Genomic DNA, 25,236 nt, shown 5'->3' on the forward strand with positions numbered 1-25,236 from the left:
GCGATGAGCTCCCAAACTATGTCGTGTTGCGGTGTCACGGATGAGGTGGCGAAACGTGCGCGCAGCAGAGCGCGATCATGCGCCTTTGCGCGCAAACAGCGCATCCAGGCGCTGCTCGTAACCGTGGTAACCGATGCGTTCGTACAGCTCTTCGCGTGTCTGCATGCTTTCGAGCACGGCCTGTTGATGCCCGTCGCGACGAATCGCGGTGTAGACCGCCTCGGCGGCCTTGTTGGCCGCACGGAATGCAGACAACGGAAACAGCTGGATCGCCACGCCGGCCTGCGCAAGTTGGTCGCGGGTAAACAGCGGCGTCTTGCCGAATTCGGTGATATTGGCCAGCACCGGCACGCGCACTGCATCGACGAAGCGTTTGTAGGTGTCCAGGTCGTATGCGGCTTCGGCAAAGATACCGTCGGCACCGGCTTCCACGCAGGCGATGGCGCGTTCGATCGCCGCATCCACGCCTTCCATCTGGATCGCGTCGGTGCGCGCGATCAGGAAGAACGCCGCATCGGTCTTGGCATCGGCGGCCGCCTTGACCCGATCCACCATCTCGCCCTGGCTGACGATCTCCTTGCCCGGCCGATGTCCGCAGCGCTTGGCGCCCACCTGATCTTCGATATGGCAACCGGCCGCGCCCGCCTTGATCAGCGATTTGATGGTGCGCTCGATGTTGAACGCACTCGGCCCGAAGCCGGTGTCCACATCCACCAGCAGCGGCAGTTCGCAGACATCGGTGATGCGGCGCACGTCGATCAGCACGTCTTCCAGCGTGTTGATACCCAGGTCCGGCAACCCCAACGAGCCGGCCGCCACACCGCCGCCAGACAGATAGATCGCCTGGTAGCCGGCGCGCTGGGCCAGCAACGCATGGTTGGCGTTGATCGCGCCGATCACCTGCAGCGGCGATTCGGCAGCCAGTGCGGCGCGGAAGCGCGTGCCGGCGGAAGCGGTGGGCGAAGACGTCATGGCGGTTCCTGGGTTGGAGATGTGGTGATGAGCGCAAGTGGCATGCCAACTGTAACCCTTTGATTTGACTGCCGAGACCATTTCAATTTGTTGCAAACCCGCAACGTGTGGAGCAGCATGGAACGTCATTGAAACGCGACTGCATGATGCGCACGCCCTCCATCCCCGAGCCTTCCGACGTCTCATCACCTGTGATCTGGACCGTCAGCGTCTCGCGTCTGACCGGCCTGCTGGCCGATGTCATCCCCGAGTTCGACCAGCGCGCGCGCATTGAGCAGATCAATCTCGGCTTTGCCGAAGCAGTGGAGGTCATTGGCCAGCGTCTGCGCCGCGAGCGCTGCGACGTGCTGGTCGCCGGCGGCTCCAACGCCGCCTATCTGCGCAGCCGGCTTGCGCTGCCGCTGGCTCCGATCCAGGCCACCGGGTTCGATCTGATGGAAGCGCTGGCGCGCGCACGGCGTATCGCGCCGCGCATCGGCGTAGTCACCCACGCCACCGATGTGCCCTCGTTCCGCGCGTTTCAGGACAGCTTCGATCTCGACATCGAACACCGCCGCTTCGTCACCGCCGAAGACGCGCGCGACTGCATCGCCGACCTGCGTGCCAGCGGCATCCAGGTCATCGTTGGCACCGGCATGGCGATCGATTTCGCCGAACAGGCCGGCTTGCCCGGCGTGCTGTTGTATTCGGCAGATTCGGTGCGCCTGGCGCTCGAACACGCCATCGCCTTGGGCACCGCGCCCAGTAACGATCGCCCTACCGGCCGCACCGGCACACGTCGCGCTCGCCGCACCGATGCCTTGCTTGGCGAAGACAACGCAATGGCGCACGTGCGCGCGTTGGTGCAGCTGTACGCACCACATGCCGGCACCGTGTTGATCAGCGGCGAAACCGGCACCGGCAAGGAACTGGTCGCGCGCCAACTGCATTCCGGCAGCCGTCGGCGCGGCCGCTTCGTTGCCATCAACTGCGGCGCCATCAGCGAATCGCTGCTGGAAGCTGAATTGTTCGGCTATAGCGACGGTGCATTCACCGGCGCCCGCCGCGGCGGGCATACCGGCCTGATCGAAGCCGCGCAAGACGGCACCTTGTTTCTCGACGAAATCGGCGAACTGCCGATGCCGCTGCAGACACGCTTATTGCGCGTATTGGAAGAACGGGAAGTGCTACGTGTCGGCGCCACGCTGCCGGTCGCTGTCGACGTGCGCGTCGTCGCCGCCAGCCTGCAACCGCTGCAGACACTGGTCGAACAAGGACGCTTCCGCCGCGATCTGTTTTATCGGCTGGCAGCGCTGCGCATCGCACTGCCGCCGCTGCGCAACCGACCCAACGAAATCGCCTTGTTGCTAACGCATTACTTCCAGCAACTTGGCAGTATCCCTTCGCCACTGACACCGACGGCATTGCAGCGGCTGCAACAGCACGCGTGGCCAGGCAACGTGCGCGAACTACGTAATCTGGTCGAACGCCTATGCATTCATTGGAAAGCACAGCCACACGACAACCTGAGCCTGGATCAATTGGAAAGCTGGGCGCCAGAGCTATTCGACATACACCTTGGCGACAGCATAGAAGCTGTCCAACACACCGATCTTGCAACCTCGCGCATGCAACTCACTGCAACAGCAGTCAGTACAGCGCTCGAGCGAGCAAACGGCAATCGCGCCCTCGCCGCACAAGCACTCGGCGTCTCGCGCACCACCTTGTGGCGCTGGATGCAGGCGCACGCGTTGGCATCGCGTGCTTAGGATGCAAACGCACGCTTGGCTTCGTGTGCTTAAAACACAGCTGCGGGCTCTGGCATCGCCTGCTTAGGACACAAGCGTAGGGCTTGGCGGCGCGTCGTTGAGAACGCAAGACTCGCGGTCAGCAGTCACAAACCAGCGACGCAATCCACACGACATGATCGCTGCTACGTTGGTGATGCGATCCCGCCGCTCACTCCAGCGCACGCCCATTGAACGAGCGCGTAGCGATCACTTGACCCGCGTGTACTCGCTATCGCCGGTGCTCAAATGGCCGGTCGCCTGATCGATCGCGTAATTGACGGTGCCATCCGCGCTGGACACCTGCAGCACACCCTTGTTCAAGATCGCCGGATGATTCTTTGTCTTGACGCCGCTGCCCAACAACTCCGGCGTGGTATCGCGAATGATGAAGCTCTCGCCATTGTGCTCGATGCTCAGCACGTTCTTCTGCGACTTCACGTTGACCCACTTGCCCACGTACTGCTCGCCCACATCGCGGGCACAGCCGGCCATCAGCACCATCGCAACCAGAGCACTTCCAAGCAGCGTCTTCATCGCCACTCCTTTTTCAACGCGGGGGTGTTGCAGGATGGCGATTCATTCGCGGGCCCGCAAGAAGCAGGCACAACCGGAACAGCATGACGGTCAGGGACGTTGGACCAGTCCGGAGGCCAGCAGACTGGACAGTTGACTCTCCCGGACACATACGTACAATTTCCTGTACATATCCGGATCATCTCATGGACACCATCACTTACAGCGCCGCGCGTGCCTCTCTGGCCGACACCATGGACCGTGTCGTCAATGACCATGAGCCGGTGATCATCACGCGCAGCGGTGAGCGCGCCGTAGTCATGTTGTCGCTGGAAGACTACAAGGCCATGGAAGAGACCGCCTACCTGCTGCGCAGCCCGAAGAGCGCGCAACGGCTGCTGGAATCCATTGCCCAGCTTGAGGCCGGTCGCGGCAAGGAACGGGAACTGGCTGAGTGATTCTGCAGTTTGCGGACAATGCCTGGGAGGACTACCTCTACTGGCAACAGACCGACAAGAAGATGCTCAAACGCATCAACGAGTTGATCAAGGCCATTCAGCGCGATCCTTTCCAGGGCATCGGCAAACCCGAACCGTTGCGCCATGCGCTGGCGGGCTACTGGTCACGCCGCATCAACGACGAACACCGGATCGTCTACAAGGCCGAGGATGGCATCCTGCTGATTGCTCAGGCGCGCTACCACTACGCATAGGACCCTCGTGTAAACATTGACGCATGGTAGTGTGATTCTTGCTAATTCATATGCTCGAACGAATTGCCGATCTTAGTGTTTCAACTGCAGCAGAGGACGTGGTGCTGGCCCGATTAAAAGCATCTTCGACGCTATCAGGCTCCTCCATGTCTTCCGTCTCGCCTGTGTAGTGATTAATCACACTCACACCACCATTGACGAGATAGTTGTACGCATAGGGAATCGTACGTCGCAACTGATCTATCGCATCCAAAACGTCATGTACGTCGCTCAACGCGGGTCCCAGTTCGTGAAGTATTACGAGGCGGTCTATCAGAGCGTCGGGCGCTGCCAGAACCTCAAGCACTGAATCGTCATCCTCCTCGTCAATGATCCTTGCCCAGCGATGCTCAGCTTGGCGAACAGCTCGCTGCATTGCCACTACCGCCGGGAGGAGGACAAACGCCAAGCTCTTAGCGCGTAGCGCTTGGTCTCTATCTCTGCGCCCGCGCTCTTGGTAAGAGAGAATAAAAGGGACAATGACGGCTACCAAAATCGCCATAACAGAGCCAATCGCTTGAACCCATGCAGGTGCATCCTTTCCTAAATGGATGGGACCGATAATGCACAGAACTCCAAGGGCGAGAGCAGCACCGAACATAATCCAACCGGATGTAGCTATTGCCCAGCGCCAGTCGACTTTCAAATCCACTACCATACTAATTTACCTGGATTGCACGAGATAAGCGCACAGAACGAATCGCGCTTTCGGGGTTTCTTTGACGCAAGTGTGTTGGCGCGTTACGGGCGATCCTTGAGACTGTCATGATCGTCATGTGCCTGCAGGTAAAGATCGTGCCAGGTAAATTACCAGCAATGATCTGCACACCTGCTATCGGCGCTCGAGTGTAGATAATAACTGGGGCGTGCAGATTTTGTAGCCGGTACGTATCTCTCACGGCGGTGCCTGAGCGGGATGGGTACAAGTGTAGAGATTCGGTTATCAGGGATTGCCGAAAGGCCTGCTTCGCTCTACGACTGAAGCAACTTCAATAGTGCAACCCGGAATGCTTTCTCAGGCGTCAAAACTAAAGCTGTGCCGTGGTTGGTATGAATTAGGACCCTCAGTGTCCGCACGTCCCACTTGCTCGCGACAAGTGGCCTATGCGTTGATCCAACCTGCATGAGGCCGGCAAGCCACTCGGTTCCCGAGCGGTTTGGAACCTGCCAGTTGGCAGTTTGCCCATCAGCAAGCGGACACGGCAAAGGGTGAGAATTTGGCAAATTCCAAGAGTTGAGGATCGCGTGCTTTTTCTTGAATACCCCAGAATGCATTGAGATGTTACTGATAACCGTGGCTCGCGTCCCGACGTTGGTGACAGAAAAGGACACCACATCCTCTTGATGGCCGCCACCAATGAGGATGCGCAGGCCGCAGTAGCCACGCAGCTTGATCCTTTCCCCGCGTTTGGCGAGCCATATAGCCACGATAGCTGCGGTCAGGGATCCCATGCCGGAAACCCAGTCAGCGACCGATCCCCAAGCTATGCCAGTTGTCGGCTCTGACACGTGCGTAACCTCGCGCTTTGCAGGACTATTCCAGGACAACAAAAAGCCGGCACTTGGCCGGCTCTTTTCTTCTCGCGCTGAAGTCCATGCTGCTACCGGATTTCAATGGTGGGCGGTACAAGGTTCGAACTTGTGACCCTTGCCGTGTGAAGGCAATGCTCTACCGCTGAGCTAACCGCCCGATGACGCGAGCCGCACATTATAGGGCAGCTGTGGCGATCGTCAACAGGTTCATTCGAGGCGACTGCATGGCGCCGGAAACAGCGCAGTGCGGCAGACACAAGGGCCGTTGCGGTGCTGCATGAGACGCTGCGGTTGCGCGTCGGCAGCAGGCGCTCGATACGAAGGGTTGCGCCGCTTCCCGTCATTTCCCCAGCAGACCGATACCGACAAACGCGCGCGTTGCATACTCACTTCACATCGTATGCGTAGGCTTATCCGAAGTCGTCAGCCCCGCCAGCAGCGTCTCGATCTTGTTGCGCACCGCCTCGCCTTCCGGGCCGTCCGGGAACTGCACGCCGATGCCGGCAGCGCGGTTGCCCTGCGCGCCGGCAGGCGTGGTCCAGATGACCTTGCCGGCGACCGGCAGGCGCTCGCTGGAGTCCGGCAGGGTCAGCAGCAGGAAGACTTCGTCGCCGAGCATATAGCGCTTGGGCGTAGGCACGAAGATACCGCCGCCTTTCACGAACGGCATGTAGGCGCTGTAGAGCGCCGGCTTGTCTTTCAGCGCCAGCGACAAAATGCCTTGGCGTGCATTCATTGCACTCATCGAGTTCCCCTAGAACGTGCCGGACGCTCTCCCTCGCGCCAGGACAGCAATAATTCCGTCACCGCCAGGTCGGCGCGGACGGTGGTGCGCAGCAGATCGCGTGTGCGATTGGCGGCGTCGAACCAGGTCGCCAGCTTGTGCAACCGCGATGGATCGGTCAAGCCGGCCGATGCCTGTGCCAGCGCTAGGTCGGCGGCGTGGCGCAGACGTTGGTCGGCCTGGCCGTCGTTGGTCCAGCGCTGCGCAACATCGACTGCGCTGGTGCGCCCGGCGGCGATCTGCTCCAGATCCTGCGCCACCGTGCGACGTACCGCCAGGCCATCTTCGCGCAACCACTGCGCAGCAAGCCCCGGATGGCCGCGTGCGGCCTCCAGCGCTTCCTGTGCAGCCCGCTCGCCAACGCCCTGCGACAGCAGCCAGGCCAGCGCCTCGTGTGCGGGCGGCAGCTTGAATTCCAGACGCTGGCAGCGGCTGCGGATGGTCGCCGGCAAGCGCGCGGGCTGCGCGCTGATCAGCCACAGGTAGCGGCCCGGCGACGGTTCCTCCAGTGTCTTGAGCAAGGCGTTGCAGGCAGCGCGATTGATCGCATCGGCCGGGTCGACGATCACCACCTGCGCGATGCCGTACTGCGGGGTCAGCGAGAGCTTCTGCGAAATCTCGCGCACCTGCTCGATCACGATCTCGGTGCGCAGCTTGTCGCCGGTGCGGTTGGGAATGAACGAGATCAGCTGCAGGTCCGGGTGGGTCCCGGCCGCGATCAGCTGCCGACTGCGCTGCGCCAGCGCCGGGTCCGGCGAGCTGGCCAGCACGTGCTCGGCAAGTGCCAGCGCCACCGCGCGCTTGCCCAGACCATCCGGCCCGCAGATCAGCAAGCCGTGCCCGAGGCGGCCGGCGTCCAGTGCCGCCAGCGTCTGATCGTAGGCGCGCTGTTGCCAGGGCGAGAACGTAGTGGTCATGGAGTGGACTCTGGTTGCGGCAGACGGCGGCGCTGCAGGTAACGCGCCACCGCCGCATTGTGCTCGGCCAGCGTGGCCGAGAACGCGTGTGCGCCGGTGCCATCGCCAACCGCCACGAAGTACAGCGCCTCGCCAGGCGCCGGACGCACCGCCGCCAGCAAGGCCTCACGGCCCGGCATGGCGATCGGGGTCGGGGTCAGGCCGGTGCGGGTGTAGGTGTTGTATGGCGTGTCGGTGGTCAGATCGCGACGGCGGATATTGCCGTCGTAGCTGCTGCCGATGCCGTAGATCACGGTCGGATCGGTCTGCAGCTTCATGCCCAGCTGCAGGCGGCGCAGGAACACCCCGGCAATCAGCGGTCGCTCGCTGCCCAGCGCGGTCTCCTTTTCGATGATGGAGGCCAGGATCAGCGCCTGCTCCGGCGAAGTCAGCGGCAAGTTGGGGGCGCGCTGCTCCCAGGCCTGCGCCAACGCCTTGTCCATGGCCACGTGCGCGCGCTTGAGCACGTCCAGATCGCTGTCGCTGCGCTGGTAGAGATAGGTTTCCGGCAGGAAGCGTCCTTCCGGATGCTGATTGGCAAAGCCCAACCGCGCCATCACAGCCGCATCGTCCAGCGCGCCGATGGATTGCTGCAACGGCGTGGCGGTCGCCAGCGCCGCGCGCAATTGGCGGAAATTCCAGCCCTCCACGATCGTGAAGCGGTACTGGATCACCCGGCCCTGGCGCATGCGCTCGAGCAGCTCACGCGGCGAGAGAGCCGGCGCCAGCGCGTATTCGCCCACCTTGAGCTTGCCGGCCGCATCGACCTGGCGCGCGAGCAGCTGCCATTCCAGATCCGTACCCTGCGCCACGCCGGCATCGCGCAACTTGCGCAACGTCACCTTGAGCGAATCGCCGGGCGCAATCACCACACTGGGCGCGCTCGCGCTCACCGGTGTATCGGCGAAGTGTAGGTAATGCCGCCACGCCACCACAGCCACAATCGCCAGCAGCGCCGCGAGCAACAGTGCCGTGCCCAGCACGGCCAGACATCCACGTTTGCCAGTCACCGCCACACGTACCTCGTCATTGCCCCAGCGCCGCGCAGGATACCGCGCGCCGGTGATGTCCCGTTGAAGCGCTCATATCTGGTCGAATGCACGCAGCAAGCCGCGCGCCTTGGCGCGGGTTTCGTCCAGCTCGCGCTGCGGATCCGAGTCCACCACGATCCCGGCCCCGGTGCGGAAATGCACCTGGTTCCCGGCCACTTCGGCGGTGCGGATCAGGATATTCAGATCCATGTCGCCGTCGCGATTGAGCCAGCCGAACGCACCGGTGTAGGCCCCGCGCGCGGTGCATTCGAGCTCGGCGATGATCTGCATGCAGCGCACCTTCGGGCAGCCGGTAATCGTGCCGCCGGGAAACACCGCTGCGATCACCTCGCCGGGCGTGACCTCGGCGCGCAGACGGCCGCGCACATTGCTGACGATGTGGTGCACATGCGCGTAGCTTTCCACGCCCATCAGCTCGTCCACCTCCACCGTCCCCGGCGCACAGATGCGCCCCAGGTCGTTGCGCTCCAGGTCGATCAGCATCACGTGCTCGGCGCGTTCCTTCGGGTGGCCGACCAGCTCGCGGATGCGCGCGGCATCGTCGTCGCCGGCAAAGCGCGCGCGGGTGCCGGCGATCGGGCGCGTCTGCACCACATCGCCCTGCACCGACACCAGTCGCTCCGGCGAGGAACTCACCACCGCGCGTCCTGCCGCCACAAATAGGCCGGCAAACGGTGCCGGATTGGCCGCGCGCAGACGCGCATGCAGCGCTGCCGGATCGACCGCAGCAGCGAAGGCCGCATGCCAGGCGCGCGAGATATTGGCCTGGAACACGTCGCCAGCGCACAGATAGGCGAGCACGCGCTCCACTGCATCGGTGAAGCGTTCGGGCGCGTCTTCTTCGACAGCCACCGGAGCGACCCAGTCCGGCAACGGTGGCAGCACGGCGCAGGCGGCGATGTCCTCAACGATGCGCGTCAGCAGATCCTCGCGGCCCGGCTCGGCCAGTGCGACGCACAGGCCATTTACTCGATCGCGCAACACCGCTGCAGGCGCACGCAAGGCAAGCGCGCTCGGCAAGCCGTCGGCGCGGGTAGGCAACTGCAAAATCGGCTCGACCTGCGAGGCCAGTTCGTAATCCAGCAACACCGCCCAGCCGCCGCGAAACGGCCACGGGCTTGTCGCATCGTGCGGCACGCGCTCGGCCCGCCACACCGCATCCAGCGCAGCCAGAAAGCCGCCTTCCAGCACGCGTCCGTCGCCATCGCGCGCGTGCCCATCGGCGTCGAGCCGCAGGCTTGCGCCTTCTGCAAGCAGCAAGACATCCCAGCGACCGTGCTCGGTACCGAAGGCGGTGGATTCGAGCAAGGCCGGATAGCGCTGCGGCGCCAGCCGATACAGCGCCAGCAGGTCGATGTCCGCATGCAGGGATCTGGTGAGCGTCATCGGCCTGGTTTGGCGTAGGGTGCTAGAGCGCGCCGCCCTGCTGCAACTACAGAGGGCGAGCGACGATGGAATCGGGCTGTGAATCAGAAATCAGGCCGCGCGGACGCATCGCGCGCGGCGGCTAAAACTAGCTTGCGCGCCGTTCTCCGTAAAAAGAACGGCGCGCCAACTCAGAGGCGCTTGAACACCAGCGTACCGTTGGTGCCGCCGAAGCCGAAGCCGTTGGACATCACTGCGTCCACCTGCACTTCGCGCGCCACGTTCGGCACGTAATCCAGGTCGCAGCCTTCGCTGGGCTCTTCCAGGTTGATCGTCGGCGGGATGATGCCGGTGTGCAGCGCCATCACCGAGAAGATCGCTTCCACGCCGCCGGCCGCGCCCAGCAGATGACCGGTCATCGACTTGGTCGAACTGACCATGGTCTTGTAGGCGTGGTCGCCCAATGCGCGCTTCATCGCCAGCGTCTCGGCCAGATCGCCCAGCGGCGTGGAGGTGCCGTGCGCGTTGAGGTAGCCGATCTGCTCGGGATTGAGTTTGGCATCGCGCATCGCCGCAACCATGCTACGCGCCGCGCCTTCGCCATCTTCGCTGGGGGCGGTCATATGGAACGCATCGGAGCTGGCGCCGAAGCCGACCAGCTCGGCATAGATGCGCGCACCACGCGCCTTGGCGTGTTCGTACTCTTCCAGCACCAGCACGCCGGCGCCATCGCCCAGCACGAAGCCATCGCGCTGCTTGTCCCAGGGGCGCGAGGCGGCGGTCGGGTCGTCGTTGCGGGTGGACATCGCCTTCATTGCGCAGAAACCGCCCACCGAGCTCGGCGAGGACCCGCGCTCGGCGCCGCCGGCCAGCATTACATCGGCATCGCCGTACTGGATCATCCGCATCGCGGTGCCGATCGAATGGTTGGAGGTGGCGCAGGCGGAAACAGCCGAGAACGTCGGGCCCTTCAGGCCTTTGATCAGGCTCACCTGGCCCGGCAGCATGTTGATGATGGTGCTGGGCACATAGAACGGCGAAATCTTGCGCGCGCCGCCCTCATGGAATTTGATGGTCTGCTCTTCGATACCGAGCAGCCCGCCGATGCCGGAGCCGAGAATGGCGCCAACACGTTCGGCATTGCTTTCGTCGATCTCCAGCCCGGAATCGTCCAACGCCATGAACGAAGCGCCGACGCCGTAGTGGATGAACGAATCCATCTTCTTGACGTCCTTGGCGGACACAAAAAGCGTGGGGTCGAAATTCTTGATTTCGCCGGCGATCTTGGTGGTGAACTGCGAGGCATCGATCTGCGTGATCGGGCCAATGCCTGAGCGCCCGTGGATGATTCCATCCCAGCTGGTGGCCAGATCATTGCCCAGCGGCGACACCATGCCCATGCCGGTAACGACAACACGACGACTCATTGCAGATCTCCTCACCACGCAACAGACGGTGCTTGCGGTTTGCGATTAACGCTGAAAAACACAGGGCCGCATCAGCGGCCCCATGGAATGTCTGACGCAGCAGCGGCATGACGCACGCCGCCGCCGTCAGGAACAACGCATCAGCTCTTGACGTGAGCCTTCACGTAGTCGATCGCCTGCTGGACCGAGGTGATCTTTTCAGCCTCTTCGTCCGGGATCTCGCACTCGAACTCTTCTTCCAGCGCCATCACCAGCTCGACGGTGTCCAGCGAGTCGGCACCCAGGTCATCGACGAACGATGCGCTGGTGGTGACTTCCTCTTCCTTGACGCCGAGTTGTTCGACGACGATTTTCTTGACGCGTTCTTCGATGGTGCTCATTTGGGATATCGCTCCGGATGGAGTAGTGGTGGTACGAAAAAAACGCCATCGCCGCTGCGATGGCCGCGTTGGATAGTGTAGTGGAAGCGACCGAGCGTTGCATTGCATCACAACTCCCGCCCGATCAGCCACTTAGCGCCTCCCGGCGCCGCACGCTCACGGCATGTACATGCCGCCGTTGACGTGCAGGGTCTCACCGGTGATGTAACGGGCACTCGGGCCGGCCAGGAATGCCACCGCATTGGCGATGTCCTCCGGCTGTCCCAAGTGGCCAAGCGCGATCTGCTGCAGCAAGGCGGTCTTGGCCTCGTCCGGCAGCGCCTTGGTCATGTCGGTATCGATGAAGCCGGGCGCCACCACATTCACGGTGACCCCGCGCGAGCCGATTTCCTTGGCCAGCGACTTGGAGAACGCGATGATGCCGGCCTTGGCGGCGGCATAGTTGGTCTGCCCGGGATTGCCGGTCACACCCACCACCGAGGCGATGTTGACGATGCGGCCCTTGCGCGCCTTCATCATGCCGCGCATCACTGCCTTGGAGGTGCGGAACACGCTGGTCAGATTGGTATCGATGATCGCCTGCCAGTCGTCTTCCTTCATCCGCATCAACAGGTTATCGCGGGTGATCCCGGCATTGTTGACCAGAATCGAGATCGCCCCGAACTCCTTGCCGATCGCATCGATCAGGCCATCGACCGCAGTTGCGTCGGTGACATTGAGTTCGCGCCCGTAACCGCCGTGGGCAGCCAGACGCGCGCCGATCGCCGCAGCGCCGGACGCCGAAGTGGCAGTGCCGATGACGGTGGCGCCCTGGGCGGCCAGCGTGTCGGCAATGGCCGCGCCGATCCCGCGACTGGCGCCGGTGACCAGGGCGATCTCACCCTGCAGTGGCTTGCTCATGAATTCTTTTCCTCGAAGGGGGACGTCGCGACCGTGCGCGAACGTCGAGGGAGGCCGGCATGACACCGGCATATGCATTGGAGGATCAGTGCGTCCACGCCTCAAGCGCGCCAGCGTAATCGGCAGGCGTGGCCAGAGGACGCGCATCCAGGCTCTTGTCGATGCGCTTGATCAGCCCGCTCAGCACCTTGCCCGGGCCGCATTCGGCGATCCGGGTGATGCTCTGCGCAGCCAGCGCCTGCACGCAGCCGGTCCACTGCACCGGCAGATACAGCTGCTCGGCCAGGGCCCTGCGAATCGCCTCGCTGCCGTCGTGCACGCGTGCATCCACGTTCTGCACCACCGGAATTTGCGGGGTGTGCCAGCTCAGGCCGGCCATCGCCTCGCTAAGCTGGTTGGCTGCATCGCGCATCAATGGGGTGTGCGAAGGCACGCTCACCGCCAGCTTGACCGCCTTGCGTACGCCGCGCTCGGCCAGCAAGGCCAGCGCGCGATCCACTGCGGCCGCATCGCCACCGATGACGATCTGACCCGGCGAATTGAAGTTGGCCGGCACCACCACCTGGCTGCCCGCCGCTTCGGCGCAGACCTCCAGCACCAGCGCATCCTCGGCACCCAGCACCGCCGCCATCGCGCCGACACCGGCCGGCGCGGCGGCCTGCATGAACTGGCCGCGCAGCCGTACCAGGTGCGCACCGTCGTGCAGCGACAAGGCACCGGCCGCGACCAATGCGGTGTACTCACCCAGGCTGTGGCCAGCCAGCACCGCGGGGCGTTGCCCGCGCTGCGCGTTCCACAACCGCCACACCGCCACGCCCGCGGCCAGCAAGGCCGGCTGGGTGTATTCGGTGCGGTTGAGCATCTCTTCCGGGCCGCCCTGCGACAGCGCCCACAGGTCGACGCCAGCGCCTTCGGAGGCTTCGGCGAAGGTTTCGCGAATCTGCGGATGCAGCTCGGACAGTTCGGCCAGCATCCCTAAGGACTGCGAGCCCTGGCCGGGGAACACGAAGGCGAGAGTGGATTCGGTCACGCGTTGCTGCCTACAAAAATCGAGCCGGGATAATACGTGCGAAATCGCCCTGGCGTCTGTACTGCCGCGTATGCAAGACCCGGCCAGCGCGACCGCCGGCACACTTACAGCAAGGCGTTGAGCAGGTCCATTTCGCCATCGGCGAGCCAGTCCACGCACATCACCAGCACCAGCACCACGGCCAGGGAAGTCGCCGCGTGGATGGCCTGGATGGCGCGCGCCAGTGCCCCGGCAGAGCGCCCCAGGCGACCGATGAGCTGCGCAAACCGCTGCAATCGTCCGGTCACCACATGCGCATGCGCGGCCACGGCCGGGCCGGCCGCATCGAAGGCGCCCGTCATCAACCGCTGCAGCACCTCGCGGCGGCCGCGGTAGTACTTGGCCACGCCGTAGCCAAACACCAGCCAGTCGCGCGCCTGGGCCTGCGCCAGGTCCATCACCTCCAGCGGATCCTCTTCGAAATCGATGAAGCCGACCGCCTGCCCGTCGAAGGTCATGTTGCGCGGAAGCGGTTGGCCGAAATACGCACCATCGCGATGGGCGTCGGCAATGGCGGCCACCGCCAGCGCAATCAGGCGGTCGCGTTCGGGCGCATCGGCCTCGCGCAGGCAGCTGGCAAAGGAGCGGCCGTTGTCGCTGAGCACTAGGGCCGCCTGCCCGCAACCGACCACACGCGGCACATTGACCGCTTGCGCCTGCAGCTCGTCGAGCCGGCGCGCTTCCAAATCGCGTGCGGCATCACCGCCACGGTGCGGCGGTGGACGCAAGGCGTCCAGGCCCCAGCGGCGGGCGACAAAATTGAGTGCTCCGAGCGAGACCGCCCGGTTGTCGCGACGGTACTGCTTCAGCCAGACGCGCTGTCCGGCGATGACGATGGGTTCTGCCATAACGGGTCCGTCCCTGACGCTGTCAGGCATCGCCTGCGGACGTGGCGATGCCTGAGGGACTCAGTAGCGCAGCAGCGCCGAGCCCCAGGTAAATCCACCACCGAACGCTTCCAGCAGCAGCAGTTGACCACGCTGCACGCGGCCGGAGCGAACCGCTTCGTCCAGCGCCAACGGCACCGAGGCCGAGGAGGTATTGCCGTGGCGATCCACGGTGACCACCACTTGGTCCATCGGCAGCTCCAAGCGCTTGGCGGTGGCTTCGATGATGCGCATATTGGCCTGATGCGGGATCAGCCAATCCAAATCGCCCTTGCCCAGGCCATTAGCTGCCAGCGTCTCGTCGACCACCGAGTCCAGTGCCTTGACCGCGTACTTGAAGACCTCGCTGCCCTTCATCAGCAACACGCCGCCGCCGTTCTTGCCTTCGCCGAAACCGACCGACACGCCGACCGGATCCCACAACAGCTCTTTCTTGCTGCCATCGGCGTGCAGATGGGTGCTGAGGATGCCAGTTTCTTCGTCGGCCTTGAGCACCACCGCGCCAGCACCATCGCCGAACAGCACGCAGGTGGTGCGATCAGTCCAGTCGACAATACGGGTAAGCGTTTCTGCACCGACCACCAGCACAGTCTTGGCGTCGCCACTGCGGATGAACTTGTCGCCGACGCTGAGCGCATAGACGAAACCCGAACAGGCCGCGTTGACGTCGAATGCACCGCAACCGACATTACCCAGCCGCGCCTGCAACAGGCAGGCAGTGGACGGGAAGATCAGGTCGGGAGTGGTGGTGCCGACCACGATCAGGTCGATCTCGTCGGCGCTGACGCCGGCCGCTTCCATCGCCTTCAGCGAGGCGAAATAGGCCAGATCGCTGGTGGTCTGGTCGTCGGCAACGATATGACGCTCACGGATACCAGTGCGCGAGAAGATCCATTCATCGCTGGTGTCGACGATCTTGGACATATCGTCGTTGGTCAACACCTTTTCGGGCAAATAGCTACCCGTGCCCGCGATTCTGGAATAGATCCGCTTGCTCATGCTGTTTCCTAGTGCAAGAGCCGCGGTGACCGACGGCTCCGGAAGAATCGAGGGTCGCCCGGCCGCTGAGTGCGGCGGGCGCCACGGATCAATCTTCTTGGACGGCCGACGATTTGGTCGCGATCACCTTCTTGCCGCGGTAGTAACCGTCAGCGGTGATGTGGTGGCGCAGATGGATCTCGCCGCTGGTCGGATCGGTCGACAGCTGCTTGGCGGTCAGGGCATCGTGCGAACGACGCTGGCCGCGACGGGACGGGGTGACTCGGGATTTCTGCACAGCCATGGGATTGCTCCAACTTAAGTTCGATAACTTGTCTGTCGAGTCGAACAGGACGCTCTACGCCCGCGTCGACCTGTCTTTCCGCCCTTAACAGCGGCGGTTACTGTTTCTTCAACGCTGCCAGCGCCGCGAACGGACTGGCCTTGTCTTGCTCTTCCTGGGTCGGAACCCACTCGGCCTCGACGGCTTCGCTTCCCGGCGCCATTGGCACCACCGGTACCGACAACACCAGCTCGTCCTCGACCAGATCCACCGCCCGCAGCATGCCATCTTCAGGCACCAGCAGCGCTTCGTATTCGGCCGGCAATGCAGCTTCGTCGGCCTCGTCACGGATCAAACCAAGACGCTGTCTGATTTGCACCGGATACAGAAACCGTTGCAGGGTGCGCTGGCACGCCAGCGGCAGCTCGACATCGATACTGAGTTCGACATAAGCAACCTTCAACAGATTGTCCTGGTCGAATTCAAGCGAATAGACACATTCGCCCTCGGTATCGACAAGGCTTCCTTGCAGACGGGTCATCGCAGAGAGCGGGATGCGGCCATCGAAGCGCCTGCGCGCTGCGACCATCCGCCAAGCATCCAGCATTTCGGGTACGTTCGCGGACATAAGCCGCAGAATGTTAAAGACCCGCAGGTTCCGTGTCAAATGCGCCCATTCACACATGCCGCGCGGCGCGGCGGCTGGCAGACTCCCCTGCCCGTCCACTCACAGCACGCCATGATGCCACGCCTGATCCTTGCCTCAACTTCCGTCTACCGGCGTGAGCTGCTCGGCCGCCTGCAATTGGATTTCAGCACCGCCCGGCCGGAGGTGGACGAGCAGGCGCAACCCGGAGAATCCCCCGGCGCTCTGGCCAGCCGTCTTGCCGCCGAGAAAGCGGCAGCGGTAGCGGCGCACGTCCCGGATGCCTGGGTGATCGGCTCGGATCAGGTGGCCGACCTGGACGGCCAGGCCCTGGGCAAGCCGGGAACGCTGGACCAGGCGCGCGCGCAGCTGACTGCAATGTCCGCCCGCGTGGTGCGCTTCCACACCGCCGTGAGCCTGGTCGGCCCGGAGCGCAGCTTGTATGCGCGGGATCTCACCGAAGTACAGCTGCGTCCGCTGACGCCCGCCGAGATCGAGCGCTACCTGGCCGCCGAGCCAGCGCTGGATTGCGCCGGCAGCTTCAAGTGCGAAGGCCTGGGCATCAGCCTGTTCGACGCCATCCGTTCGGAAGACCCCACCGCACTGGTCGGCCTGCCGCTGATCGCACTGGCGCGGTTGTTGCGGCTGGCGGGGTTCGACCTGCCTTGAGTGACCGGCAACGATCGCCAGGGAGGCGACAAGACCTCCTCTGCCATGCAGTGAGTGCTGAAAACTAACTCAACCGCGAGACATGCCAGGCGCGAAGGCAAACCTAAAACCATGCACTACCTCTCACCTGGAGAGCCCGAAGACAGGATGGAGCAGCAGTTCGTGCCGACCAACCAACCCACTGCGGCCCGCGTCCCACGCGCGTCGCCACTCCCAGAGGGGTTTTGTCGCACATCAGGACCAGACGCGACGCCGACGTCTCTGCCTTGAAATCAAATCGAATCGCTGACGCATCATTCAGAAGATTACGGACCGGCGTTGCAGCAACATCTGCGATCGCAACTGGATCGGCAGCGACCTGCGTGCCATCCAGATAACGTGTTTCCGGCCATGCAAAGATGGACGTACCTTCTGCCCTCAGTAAAGGCAGTGCATCGGCAACTTCCGTGAGAACAGTCTCTCCGTAGACGGCATCCGCATCAATCACTCCTGCCGCTGCCGCGGTTGCCGTCATGTTAGCCGCGGTCTGCATGCGCTGCGCAAGGAGCGCCATCCATAGCGTGCTTGGCACCAAGCAACATGCCAGCATCAGGCCCGCCACAGCGACACGGCGCGGGTGAAAATGTCCATACCGAACGAACGACCACAACAACAGACCGCTCCAGAACAGGACCGACCAAGGCAAATAGCGCGCAGCAAGCAATTGCTCGGGAAAAGACTGGAAATAGATGGCGCGCGCCAAAGCGATTGCCGCTCCGATGGCGAGCGCAAACCAGGCAATCGAGATCGCTGTCAGCTCTGCAACCGATTCCGCCCGCCGACGCCAGAGTGAGTAGGTAATGCCCATCAATCCACCCACACCCAATCCCCCTATCAATCTGTGCGGCCAAGCCGAGATCATGACCGGGCCGAATAACGCCGTGTATGCATTGGAAATTGCAACTGCAACTGCCCTCAAGGATTCCACTGGCAATTTTGCTGCAACGTTTACGTCAACCAGTGGAAGGCAGGCATAAATAAACGGCGCAGATAGCCAACGCAGCACAATATCCAACTGCGAAAGTGGCGCGATGATGCGCGCGCCCTGTGTGTGCGCATCACCAAAGCTCAGGACCAGCAGTAGAGATACAGAAAAGCCCGATAGCACAATGCACCATTGGGCCCATGACGCCCTACGCAGCAACAACATCACCAGCAAAGCAACGAACGTGGCTATGCCCGCACCAAAACAGAAGGTCGCTGCGAACCCGCAGAGTGCCGCCAGTACGGCGCGCCACCAACCGCTGCCATGACCAAGCAACCAACAACCGGCGACCAGAAACGCGGTGATCAGATAGACATGCACCGACTCGTTTGCATGCACCAATGCCCGCTCGTTTCCGAGCCAGAAAATACTCGTCGCACAAACCAGCCCAGCGGCAGCCTGCGCCAAAGAACCCAGACGCTCGGTACGCACCAGACGCAGCAACGTCCACACTGTCAGCAATGCCAGCGCAATACCTACCCAGATCTGCAGCCATTGATTGCCATCGAACCATCTGAGCTCTGCCAGACGCAGCAGATTGGGCAGGACCTCACGATGTCCGTTATCCACCGCAAGTACATTCCGCGGCCAAGGCTGGCCCAGGAGATTTTTCGCGAATCGCCATGGATCGGCATAGAGCACTTTGGGCGACAGCGTAACCATCGCCAACACACCGATTGCAAGATAGGACCACTTGGCACCAACCAGCAGCACCTCCGGCAGCTTGCTCCAAGCCCTGTCTGCCCGACGGCGGTCGCCGGAATCGCCGGGTAAATCCTTATATTTGCGCTGCAATTGCTTTTCCTTTTTCCTTGTCGACTATGACCGGCCGTTGGACCACGCAGAAGGCCGCTTGAGCAGTGTTGTGACTCGAACAGACTGCTCTACTCGGCGCTCGAACGTTACAACACAGCATCATTCGTGACAGTGAGCGGCTGTTCCCACCAATCCTCAACGCTGCCATCGTGGCCGTGCAGGCGCAGCCCCAGCCAATGCGTGCCGGGCGGCACCGCGTGGGTGTCGAGCGTGGCGGTGAAGCCGACGTTGGGGTGTTGCGGGTCGGTGGAGATCTTCCAGTATGGGCGCACATCCAGCGGCGTGCCGTAGTCGGCCTGCGCGGCCGGGCGGCCGTCGAGCAGCAGTTCTACATCCGACAGACCGACGCCATCCTTGAATGCCCAGCCGCGCACTTGCACCCGGCCAGATACGCTTACATCGGGCAGCGGCGTATCGATCCAGGCCATCGCCGGAGCGATGCACGGGCCGGGCTGACGTTGTGCGGGCAGTGCGAACAACAGAAAGCGTTGATAGCCATGATCGGTAGACACCACCGTGGGCGGCGGCAACGGCCCGACCATGTCGCAGATGGCGTGGTAACGCTTCAGCAGGTCACGGTAGCGCTGATCGCTGGGCGAGAGCACCAGCAGCCGCGGTCCGGCACGCGTGCCGTCACTGAGCAATCCCCACTGCAGCAACTGCGCGCTGCGTCCGTGCTTGTCGTTCAAGTCCGCGCGCAGCACTTCGATCTGCGCATCGTGCAGTTGAAAGCCCAATTCGGCGCCGACCTTGAAGTTTTCCGCCAGCACCCGCGTGCCAGGCGGCATCTGCGCAAGTTTGACCTTAACCGCGCCCGCCAGATGGTTCCATCCCGCGAAATTGCGCGGGTAGTATTTTTCGCCGGCCGCATGCGCACGAATCGACGGCACCGACACCGCCAGGTAATAGCCGTATGCGCCCAACGTGCCGAGCAAGGCGATCACCCATGCGGCGCGACGCAGCGTATGCGGCCAGCGCATCAGGATGACCGGCACCGCAACCAGCAAGGCCAGATAGCCCGGCAGCGGCCAATGGAAGCTGATCCGCTCGGCGTCACTGAAGAAGCCGAGCACGAAGATCGCCACGGTCGAAATGCCGCCCAGCAAGCCGAAATACCGCCATTGCGCCCGCGAGCCGCCGCCGGCACGCGTGCCAGCCAGTCCGACCTTGACCATCGCCCAGGCCAGCAGCGGGGTCACCAGCACCGCCTGTATCAGCAAGAACCACAGCCCGGTGATCTGGAAGCGCCATGGATGCCGGTCTACCAACTGGAAGCGCAGCCCGGCCTCGTCATGGTCGGTATTCCAGAACAACAGCGGCAGCCAGCTCATCGCGCCCACGGTCAGCGCCATCCAGATGCGTGGGTCGCGCATGACCGCGCGCCCCTGCGGAATGCACAGCAACGCGATGCAGCCCACCCCGATCACGCCGATAAAGCGGTAATGGCTGAGCGCACCGATCACCAAACCGATGGCGAGCTCGAGCGCACTGGTGGCATCGACCTCGCGCAGCAGCCGCGCGCCGGCATCCATGCACAGCACCGCCGCCAGCGCCATCGGCACATCCGGCACCGCCAGGATGCCGAGCGTGGCCGACAGCGGCATCAGTAGGGTCAGGCTGCCGGCCTGCCAGCCCAGCGTGGAGCCGAACCAGCGCGTGGCGATATGCGCGATCAGCCACGGCAGCAGCGCGGCGATGGCCAGAAACGGCAGACGCAAGGCCAGCAGATGATGTCCGCCGACTTCCACACCCAGCCGCGCCAGCCAGGCCGTCATGCCTGGCAGATCCGAATACGCGGCGGCCAGATGCTGGCCTTCCTGCCAATAGAACGCCTCGTCCACGAACAGCGGCAGCCGCGCGGCAATCAACAGCTTGACGGCTGTCGCCAGTGTCCACAGGATCACGAAAGTGCGATGTGCGCGTTGGTCCCCTTGCATTGCCCTGTGCACTCTTCTTTTCACCTACGGAATTGTGATGTCGACACCGCTGCGTTCCACGGAAATGCTAACCGATGCGCTGCGCCAATCGCTGCGGCGCGCACAAGACCAGGTCAATTCGCTATTGCTGGGCAAGGCGCAGGAAGTGCGTTTGGCATTCGTGGCGCTGCTGTCCGGCGGGCATTTGCTGATCGAGGATCTGCCCGGCCTGGGCAAGACCACCCTCGCCCACGCGATGGCCTCCAGCCTGGGGCTGGGCTTCCAGCGCGTGCAGTTCACCTCCGACCTGCTGCCGGCAGACGTGCTGGGCGTGTCGGTGTACGACGCCGCCTCGCGCCAGTTCCAGTTCCATCCCGGCCCGGTGTTCACCAACGTGCTGCTGGCCGACGAAATCAATCGCGCGCCGCCACGCACGCAAAGCTCGCTGCTGGAGGCCATGGCCGAACAGCAGGTCACCCTCGATGGCGTCACGCATGCGTTGCCCGAACCCTTCTTCGTGATCGCCACGCAGAACCCGGTCGATCTGTCCGGCACCTTCCCGCTGCCGGATTCGCAACTGGACCGTTTCCTGCTGCGGCTCAGCCTGGGCTATCCCAGCGCCGATGCCGAGCGCGCGCTGCTGTCGGGCGTGGACCGGCGTGAATTGATCGCCCAGGCGGTGCCGCAACTCAGCGATAGCGACGTGGTCGCGCTGCGCGCGGTGGTCAGCCAGATCCATACCAGCGATGCGCTGATCGGCTATGTGCAGGCGTTGCTGCTACGCAGCCGCCAGCACGCCGGGGTGCGCGTTGGCCTGTCGCCGCGTGCCGGGATCGCGCTGCTGCGCGCGGCCAAGGCCTACGCGCTGCTGCTAGGGCGCGAGCACGTGCTGCCGGAAGATGTGCAGGCGCTGTTCGTGGCCGTGGCCGGGCATCGGCTGGTGCCGGAGGCTGAATCGTCGTACGGGCCGGCACTGGCCAAGGCGCTGCTGCACAGCGTGCCGGTGGACTGACCAACGTGCGTGCGCACTTGCGCGGCATCGGCCGCCGCCTCAGCCTGCTGGCGCGTCCGCGGGGCGCGGAGGCCTTGCCGATCGTGCTGGATCGGCGGCGCATCTACGTGCTGCCCACACGTTTCGGGCTGTTCGTCACCGCCTTGCTGCTGGCAATGCTGCTGGGTGCGTTGAACTACAACAACAATCCCGCCCTGCTGCTGGCCCTGTTGCTGGCGACCGCCGGGATTGCCAGCAGCATCATGGCGCACCTGCAGTTATCGGCGCTGCGCATCGAGGCGGTGTCGGCCGAGCCGGTGATCGCAGGCGAGCCATTGCGCATGCGCGTATCACTGGCGCGTCGCGACACCCGCGTGCGTCGCGGATTGCGTCTGGACCATCTGGAAAGCAGCGGTTTCTGCTCGTTGATCGAGCACGACATGGCCGACGTCGACCTGCTGGTGCCCACCGAGCGCCGCGGCTGGCAGGACATCGAACGCATCCGCCTGTCCAGCACCCAGCCGCTGGGGCTGGTGCGCGCCTGGTCGTGGGCCTGGCCGGAAACGCCGTTACTGGCCTATCCCAAGCCCGAAGAACAGGGGCCGTCATTGCCCGAAGGCGCCGGTTCGCCCAACCAGACCCGCCTCCACGCGCAAGGCGAGGAGTTGCACCAGCTGCGCCCATATCGCGCCGGCGATGCGCCACGCACGATCTCCTGGAAGCACTCCGCGCGCCGCGACAGCCTGCTGGTGCGCGAATACGAGCAGCCCCTCGGCATCGAAGTCACGCTGGACTGGCGCACGCTCAACGCACTGCCGTACGAACGCCGCATTGCGCGGCTTGCCCGCTGGATCAACCTGGCCGAGCGCGACGGGCGACGCTACCGGTTGCTGCTGCCGGGCCAGCCGCCGCTGGGTCCTGCACAAGGGCCCTCGCATCATCATCTGTGCCTGCGCGCCCTGGCCCTGCTTCCTCATGACTGAGCCGTCCCTCCCGATCACCCAGGCCAGCCGCGGCTGGGTGCTGGCCACCAGTTGGCTGGCGCTGGCGCCGTTGCTGTTGCAGCTGCCGGGGTTACTCGCCGGCACCATCGCCATCGCTGCCGTGCTGGTCGTCGTACTGAGCTGGCGCGGCACCTTGATGGCACCGGTGCGGCTATTGCTGGTGGTCGCGATGCTGGCAGCGGTGTATTGGCAGATCGGCATGCGCTTCGGGCGCGACACCGGCTGCGCGGTGTTGGCCGCGATGCTGGCGATCAAGGCTTCCGAACTGCGCACCTTGCGCGATGCGCGCAGCCTGCTCGGCTTTGCGTTGTTCGCCCCATTCGCGGCCTTTCTGCTCGACCAGGGGCCGGCGACGATGGGCCTGGCGCTGCTCGCGGTGGTCAGCGCGCTACTCAGCATGCAGCGGCTGGCCGACGAGGAGCACCGCACCGGCACGCCAGCCCTGCGCCTGCAACTGCGCAGCATCGGCAAGCTGGTCGCCATCGGCGTGCCGTTGGCGCTGGCCACGTTCTGGTTGCTGCCAAGGCTGAGTTCGCCGCTGTGGGGCGTGCCCGAGCGCGCGCTGTCGCGTCCCGGCCTGTCGGACAACATGTCGCCGGGCGAATGGATCGACCTGATGGCCGACGACAGCCCGGCCTTGCGCGTGCAGTTCACCGGCAAGGCACCGCCGCCAGAGCAACGCTACTGGCGTGGGCCGGTGATGTGGGACTTCGACGGCCGCACCTGGCAGCGCGCGCGCTGGACCGGTCGCGGCCAACCCGCCTCGGTCACTGCCGGGCCGCAGACCTACCGCTACCGCCTGGACTATGAGCCCACCGACCGTCGCCAACTGGTGTCGTTGGACCTGCCCACGCAAGCGGTGGCCAATGCCGAGCTGTCGCCCGACTACGAACTGTTCGCGCAGCGGCCCCTGAGTGCGCTGACCCGCTGGGAACTGCAATCGGCACCACCGGCACGTTTCGACGCCGATCTGCCCGACCAACTGCGCAAGCGTGCGCTCGCCCTGCCGCCCGGTTTCAATCCACGCACGCTCACGCTTGCAAGGCAATGGCGCGCCGAAGCCGGCAACAACGACGATGCGGTGGTGCAGCGCGCACTGCAGTGGATCACCCGCGAGTTCGCCTACACGCTGGATACGCCGCTACTCGGGCGCAACAGCGTCGACGAATTCCTGTTCCAGCAGAAAGCCGGTTTCTGCGAGCACTTCAGCTCTTCGTTCGTGGTGCTGATGCGCGCGGCCGGCATTCCGGCGCGGGTGGTCACCGGGTATGCCGGCGGCACCTACAACGGCTTCGGCAATTACTGGGTGGTGCGGCGCATGGATGCGCATGCCTGGACCGAAGTCTGGCTGGCCGGGCGCGGCTGGGTGCGCGTGGACCCCACCGCCGCAGTGGCGCCGGAACGCATCTACGACACGCTCGAAGACCGCGTACAGACCGGTGCAGGCAACAACTTCGCCCAGCTCGGCGCCTGGGAAAGCCTTGCCCAGGTCAGCGATCTGCTGCGACGCGGCTGGAACGACCTGGTGCTGTCCTTCGATGCCGACCGCCAGCAACGCCTGTTGCAGCCGTTCGGCATCGATCGCCTCGACACCACGCAGCTGGCCGCCATCTTCGGCATCTTCGCCGTCAGCGCACTGGCCTGGATGGGCTGGTTGCTGGCGCGCGGCGAGCGTGAGCGCGATCCGCTGCTGCGTGCCTGGCATCGGCTCGGCCGCCGCTATACCAAGCTTGGCCTGGCACGCGAACCCTACGAACCGGCCATCGCCTGGGCGCAACGTGTCGCCCGTTCACACCCGAATACGGCATTGTTGCCACTCAGCCAACGTTTCGCTGCCGCGCGATACGCTGGCGCTGATTCGGACAGCGCCTCACTCCTTAAAGATCTGCTGCAGCATCGCCCGCGAACCGGAGCTTCCTCATGAGTACCCGCTTTCTTCTTCCCATTGTCGCTGTGCTCGGGCTCGCAGCCTGCGCGACTGCGCCCAAGCCGCTGCAGGGCCAGTTTCCTACGGTCAGCCCGAGCGATTCCACTGCGAGCGCCCAGGTCGGTACGTCCGTGCGTTGGGGCGGCAAGATCATCCAGACCACACCAAGCCAGGGCCAGACCTGCTTCGAGCTGATCTCGCGCCCGCTCAATGCCAGCGGGCGCCCGGACCGCAACGCGGTGGATGCCAGCGATGGCCGCTTCCTGGCCTGCCGTTCGGGCTTCTACGATCCGGCCGTGTTCGAGCCGGGCCGCGAAGTGACTTTCATCGGCAAGATCGAAGGCTATGAAACCACCAAGATCGGCGAGTACGACTACAAGCTGCCCAAGGTGAATGCCGACGTGGTCTACCTGTGGCCAGTGCTGCGCGAAGTCGACGTGGTGCCGGCCTACCCGTATGGCCCTTGGGGCGATCCGTGGGGCCCGCGCTGGGGCGGCGGCTGGGGCTGGGGTGGCCGCGGTTGGTGGTAATCGACAGCTAGAATAGTTGTCACACAAGAACGCCGCTCGCAGGGAGCGGCGTTTTTGTTTCTGCGATTTGGGGAACTCGCATCAGACGCGTTAT

Annotated in this window: 26 protein-coding genes and 1 tRNA gene; 8 read left to right on the forward strand and 19 right to left on the reverse strand. The window is 64.0% G+C overall.

Annotated features, from left to right (window positions below; translation table 11 throughout):
- Positions 1 to 75: 75 nt before the first annotated feature.
- The gene (gene prpB / locus AC1KVG_RS05035; protein ID WP_074056861.1) at positions 76 to 972 is read right to left on the reverse strand and encodes a methylisocitrate lyase; all 897 of its coding nucleotides are present in this window, start codon (positions 970 to 972) and stop codon (positions 76 to 78) included.
- A 146-nt stretch (positions 973 to 1,118) separates the two neighbouring features.
- Between prpB and prpR the strand changes: the two genes are divergently transcribed.
- Positions 1,119 to 2,720 (forward strand): propionate catabolism operon regulatory protein PrpR, encoded by a 1,602-nt coding sequence (gene prpR, locus AC1KVG_RS05040; protein WP_481093695.1) that lies wholly within the window; start codon positions 1,119 to 1,121, stop codon positions 2,718 to 2,720.
- A 228-nt stretch (positions 2,721 to 2,948) separates the two neighbouring features.
- Here the strand turns inward: prpR and AC1KVG_RS05045 are convergent, their stop codons facing one another.
- Positions 2,949 to 3,275 (reverse strand): hypothetical protein, encoded by a 327-nt coding sequence (locus AC1KVG_RS05045; RefSeq protein WP_481093696.1) that lies wholly within the window; start codon positions 3,273 to 3,275, stop codon positions 2,949 to 2,951.
- A 185-nt stretch (positions 3,276 to 3,460) separates the two neighbouring features.
- Between AC1KVG_RS05045 and AC1KVG_RS05050 the strand changes: the two genes are divergently transcribed.
- Together AC1KVG_RS05050 and AC1KVG_RS05055 are read left to right on the forward strand one after the other, a co-directional pair.
- Complete coding sequence (locus AC1KVG_RS05050) at positions 3,461 to 3,712, forward strand: type II toxin-antitoxin system Phd/YefM family antitoxin (RefSeq protein ID WP_043888988.1); 252 nt, start codon at positions 3,461 to 3,463, stop codon at positions 3,710 to 3,712.
- Positions 3,709 to 3,966: a Txe/YoeB family addiction module toxin gene (locus tag AC1KVG_RS05055; protein WP_481093697.1), complete on the forward strand. Its 258-nt coding sequence runs from the start codon at positions 3,709 to 3,711 to the stop codon at positions 3,964 to 3,966. Before AC1KVG_RS05050 ends, AC1KVG_RS05055 begins: the two co-directional genes overlap by 4 nt.
- A 46-nt stretch (positions 3,967 to 4,012) precedes the next feature.
- Here the strand turns inward: AC1KVG_RS05055 and AC1KVG_RS05060 are convergent, their stop codons facing one another.
- From AC1KVG_RS05060 to AC1KVG_RS05130, 15 genes are all read right to left on the reverse strand, one after another.
- Entirely contained in the window at positions 4,013 to 4,663 is a 651-nt protein-coding gene (locus tag AC1KVG_RS05060) for a hypothetical protein (protein ID WP_481093698.1), read from the reverse strand.
- Between the two features lie 314 nt (positions 4,664 to 4,977).
- The gene (locus AC1KVG_RS05065) at positions 4,978 to 5,457 is read right to left on the reverse strand and encodes a hypothetical protein (RefSeq protein WP_481093699.1); all 480 of its coding nucleotides are present in this window, start codon (positions 5,455 to 5,457) and stop codon (positions 4,978 to 4,980) included.
- A 163-nt stretch (positions 5,458 to 5,620) separates the two neighbouring features.
- Positions 5,621 to 5,695 (reverse strand) — tRNA-Val (locus AC1KVG_RS05070).
- 234 nt (positions 5,696 to 5,929) lie between these two features.
- Complete coding sequence (locus AC1KVG_RS05075) at positions 5,930 to 6,283, reverse strand: PilZ domain-containing protein (protein ID WP_003483889.1); 354 nt, start codon at positions 6,281 to 6,283, stop codon at positions 5,930 to 5,932.
- Positions 6,280 to 7,239, reverse strand: coding sequence for a DNA polymerase III subunit delta' (locus AC1KVG_RS05080; RefSeq protein WP_481093700.1), 960 nt, complete (start codon positions 7,237 to 7,239; stop codon positions 6,280 to 6,282). The genes AC1KVG_RS05075 and AC1KVG_RS05080 overlap by 4 nt, the downstream gene beginning before the upstream one ends.
- Positions 7,236 to 8,294, reverse strand: a complete 1,059-nt coding sequence (gene mltG, locus AC1KVG_RS05085; protein ID WP_481093701.1) for an endolytic transglycosylase MltG — start codon at positions 8,292 to 8,294, stop codon at positions 7,236 to 7,238. Before mltG ends, AC1KVG_RS05080 begins: the two co-directional genes overlap by 4 nt.
- A 66-nt stretch (positions 8,295 to 8,360) precedes the next feature.
- Entirely contained in the window at positions 8,361 to 9,716 is a 1,356-nt protein-coding gene (locus AC1KVG_RS05090; protein ID WP_481093702.1) for an aminodeoxychorismate synthase component I, read from the reverse strand.
- A gap of 170 nt (positions 9,717 to 9,886) precedes the next feature.
- Positions 9,887 to 11,122 carry a beta-ketoacyl-ACP synthase II gene (fabF, locus tag AC1KVG_RS05095; protein ID WP_023902905.1) on the reverse strand — a complete coding sequence of 412 codons (1,236 nt, stop codon included), beginning with the start codon at positions 11,120 to 11,122 and terminating at the stop codon, positions 9,887 to 9,889.
- A 140-nt stretch (positions 11,123 to 11,262) separates the two neighbouring features.
- Entirely contained in the window at positions 11,263 to 11,502 is a 240-nt protein-coding gene (gene acpP / locus AC1KVG_RS05100; RefSeq protein ID WP_002814322.1) for an acyl carrier protein, read from the reverse strand.
- 156 nt (positions 11,503 to 11,658) lie between these two features.
- Positions 11,659 to 12,402, reverse strand: coding sequence for a 3-oxoacyl-ACP reductase FabG (gene fabG / locus AC1KVG_RS05105; RefSeq protein ID WP_481093703.1), 744 nt, complete (start codon positions 12,400 to 12,402; stop codon positions 11,659 to 11,661).
- 85 nt (positions 12,403 to 12,487) lie between these two features.
- Positions 12,488 to 13,432, reverse strand: coding sequence for an ACP S-malonyltransferase (gene fabD, locus AC1KVG_RS05110; protein WP_481093704.1), 945 nt, complete (start codon positions 13,430 to 13,432; stop codon positions 12,488 to 12,490).
- A 104-nt stretch (positions 13,433 to 13,536) separates the two neighbouring features.
- On the reverse strand, positions 13,537 to 14,319 hold the full coding sequence (locus AC1KVG_RS05115; protein ID WP_481093705.1) for a BUD32 family EKC/KEOPS complex subunit: 783 nt from the start codon (positions 14,317 to 14,319) through the stop codon (positions 13,537 to 13,539).
- A 60-nt stretch (positions 14,320 to 14,379) separates the two neighbouring features.
- Positions 14,380 to 15,357 (reverse strand): beta-ketoacyl-ACP synthase III, encoded by a 978-nt coding sequence (locus AC1KVG_RS05120; RefSeq protein ID WP_229009616.1) that lies wholly within the window; start codon positions 15,355 to 15,357, stop codon positions 14,380 to 14,382.
- An 88-nt stretch (positions 15,358 to 15,445) separates the two neighbouring features.
- Positions 15,446 to 15,640 (reverse strand): 50S ribosomal protein L32, encoded by a 195-nt coding sequence (gene rpmF, locus AC1KVG_RS05125; RefSeq protein ID WP_003483870.1) that lies wholly within the window; start codon positions 15,638 to 15,640, stop codon positions 15,446 to 15,448.
- 97 nt (positions 15,641 to 15,737) lie between these two features.
- A complete protein-coding gene (locus tag AC1KVG_RS05130) occupies positions 15,738 to 16,247 on the reverse strand; it encodes a YceD family protein (protein WP_043907086.1) in 510 nt (169 codons plus the stop codon).
- A 111-nt stretch (positions 16,248 to 16,358) separates the two neighbouring features.
- Here AC1KVG_RS05130 and AC1KVG_RS05135 point away from each other — a divergent pair, with 111 nt between their 5' ends.
- Positions 16,359 to 16,934: a Maf family protein gene (locus AC1KVG_RS05135; RefSeq protein ID WP_481093706.1), complete on the forward strand. Its 576-nt coding sequence runs from the start codon at positions 16,359 to 16,361 to the stop codon at positions 16,932 to 16,934.
- A gap of 103 nt (positions 16,935 to 17,037) precedes the next feature.
- On the opposite strand, the gene AC1KVG_RS05140 is transcribed toward AC1KVG_RS05135, so the two are convergent.
- Both AC1KVG_RS05140 and AC1KVG_RS05145 read right to left on the reverse strand, forming a co-directional pair.
- The gene (locus AC1KVG_RS05140) at positions 17,038 to 18,753 is read right to left on the reverse strand and encodes a hypothetical protein (RefSeq protein ID WP_481093707.1); all 1,716 of its coding nucleotides are present in this window, start codon (positions 18,751 to 18,753) and stop codon (positions 17,038 to 17,040) included.
- Positions 18,754 to 18,860: 107 nt separating this feature from the next.
- On the reverse strand, positions 18,861 to 20,711 hold the full coding sequence (locus tag AC1KVG_RS05145; RefSeq protein WP_481093708.1) for a glycosyltransferase family 39 protein: 1,851 nt from the start codon (positions 20,709 to 20,711) through the stop codon (positions 18,861 to 18,863).
- A 37-nt stretch (positions 20,712 to 20,748) separates the two neighbouring features.
- Between AC1KVG_RS05145 and AC1KVG_RS05150 the strand changes: the two genes are divergently transcribed.
- Genes AC1KVG_RS05150 through AC1KVG_RS05165 form a run of 4 tightly spaced genes read left to right on the forward strand, consistent with a single transcriptional unit; the run spans position 20,749 to position 25,142 of the window.
- Positions 20,749 to 21,702 carry an AAA family ATPase gene (locus AC1KVG_RS05150; protein WP_481093709.1) on the forward strand — a complete coding sequence of 318 codons (954 nt, stop codon included), beginning with the start codon at positions 20,749 to 20,751 and terminating at the stop codon, positions 21,700 to 21,702.
- 5 nt (positions 21,703 to 21,707) lie between these two features.
- Positions 21,708 to 22,664, forward strand: a complete 957-nt coding sequence (locus tag AC1KVG_RS05155; RefSeq protein ID WP_168959462.1) for a DUF58 domain-containing protein — start codon at positions 21,708 to 21,710, stop codon at positions 22,662 to 22,664.
- A complete protein-coding gene (locus AC1KVG_RS05160; protein WP_481093710.1) occupies positions 22,657 to 24,609 on the forward strand; it encodes a transglutaminase TgpA family protein in 1,953 nt (650 codons plus the stop codon). The genes AC1KVG_RS05155 and AC1KVG_RS05160 overlap by 8 nt, the downstream gene beginning before the upstream one ends.
- Complete coding sequence (locus AC1KVG_RS05165; protein ID WP_006448424.1) at positions 24,606 to 25,142, forward strand: Slp family lipoprotein; 537 nt, start codon at positions 24,606 to 24,608, stop codon at positions 25,140 to 25,142. The genes AC1KVG_RS05160 and AC1KVG_RS05165 overlap by 4 nt, the downstream gene beginning before the upstream one ends.
- Positions 25,143 to 25,236: the final 94 nt, after the last annotated feature.

The organism is Xanthomonas sp. NCPPB 3959 (assembly GCF_056675575.1).

What these genes read in the sequence shown, in the direction of transcription:
- AC1KVG_RS05090 (WP_481093702.1), bottom strand. Translation starts at nt 9,716, where the DNA reads ATGACGCTCACCAGATCCCTGCATGCGGACATCGACCTGCTGGCGCTG.
- rpmF (WP_003483870.1), bottom strand. Translation starts at nt 15,640, where the DNA reads ATGGCTGTGCAGAAATCCCGAGTCACCCCGTCCCGTCGCGGCCAGCGT.
- AC1KVG_RS05045 (WP_481093696.1), bottom strand. Translation starts at nt 3,275, where the DNA reads ATGAAGACGCTGCTTGGAAGTGCTCTGGTTGCGATGGTGCTGATGGCC.
- AC1KVG_RS05050 (WP_043888988.1), top strand. Translation starts at nt 3,461, where the DNA reads ATGGACACCATCACTTACAGCGCCGCGCGTGCCTCTCTGGCCGACACC.
- AC1KVG_RS05160 (WP_481093710.1), top strand. Translation starts at nt 22,657, where the DNA reads ATGACTGAGCCGTCCCTCCCGATCACCCAGGCCAGCCGCGGCTGGGTG.
- AC1KVG_RS05120 (WP_229009616.1), bottom strand. Translation starts at nt 15,357, where the DNA reads ATGAGCAAGCGGATCTATTCCAGAATCGCGGGCACGGGTAGCTATTTG.
- prpB (WP_074056861.1), bottom strand. Translation starts at nt 972, where the DNA reads ATGACGTCTTCGCCCACCGCTTCCGCCGGCACGCGCTTCCGCGCCGCA.
- AC1KVG_RS05115 (WP_481093705.1), bottom strand. Translation starts at nt 14,319, where the DNA reads ATGGCAGAACCCATCGTCATCGCCGGACAGCGCGTCTGGCTGAAGCAG.
- AC1KVG_RS05135 (WP_481093706.1), top strand. Translation starts at nt 16,359, where the DNA reads ATGATGCCACGCCTGATCCTTGCCTCAACTTCCGTCTACCGGCGTGAG.
- prpR (WP_481093695.1), top strand. Translation starts at nt 1,119, where the DNA reads ATGCGCACGCCCTCCATCCCCGAGCCTTCCGACGTCTCATCACCTGTG.
- AC1KVG_RS05075 (WP_003483889.1), bottom strand. Translation starts at nt 6,283, where the DNA reads ATGAGTGCAATGAATGCACGCCAAGGCATTTTGTCGCTGGCGCTGAAA.
- acpP (WP_002814322.1), bottom strand. Translation starts at nt 11,502, where the DNA reads ATGAGCACCATCGAAGAACGCGTCAAGAAAATCGTCGTCGAACAACTC.
- AC1KVG_RS05145 (WP_481093708.1), bottom strand. Translation starts at nt 20,711, where the DNA reads ATGCAAGGGGACCAACGCGCACATCGCACTTTCGTGATCCTGTGGACA.
- AC1KVG_RS05065 (WP_481093699.1), bottom strand. Translation starts at nt 5,457, where the DNA reads ATGGGATCCCTGACCGCAGCTATCGTGGCTATATGGCTCGCCAAACGC.
- AC1KVG_RS05150 (WP_481093709.1), top strand. Translation starts at nt 20,749, where the DNA reads ATGTCGACACCGCTGCGTTCCACGGAAATGCTAACCGATGCGCTGCGC.
- fabG (WP_481093703.1), bottom strand. Translation starts at nt 12,402, where the DNA reads ATGAGCAAGCCACTGCAGGGTGAGATCGCCCTGGTCACCGGCGCCAGT.
- fabF (WP_023902905.1), bottom strand. Translation starts at nt 11,122, where the DNA reads ATGAGTCGTCGTGTTGTCGTTACCGGCATGGGCATGGTGTCGCCGCTG.
- AC1KVG_RS05060 (WP_481093698.1), bottom strand. Translation starts at nt 4,663, where the DNA reads ATGGTAGTGGATTTGAAAGTCGACTGGCGCTGGGCAATAGCTACATCC.
- AC1KVG_RS05080 (WP_481093700.1), bottom strand. Translation starts at nt 7,239, where the DNA reads ATGACCACTACGTTCTCGCCCTGGCAACAGCGCGCCTACGATCAGACG.
- AC1KVG_RS05130 (WP_043907086.1), bottom strand. Translation starts at nt 16,247, where the DNA reads ATGTCCGCGAACGTACCCGAAATGCTGGATGCTTGGCGGATGGTCGCA.
- AC1KVG_RS05165 (WP_006448424.1), top strand. Translation starts at nt 24,606, where the DNA reads ATGAGTACCCGCTTTCTTCTTCCCATTGTCGCTGTGCTCGGGCTCGCA.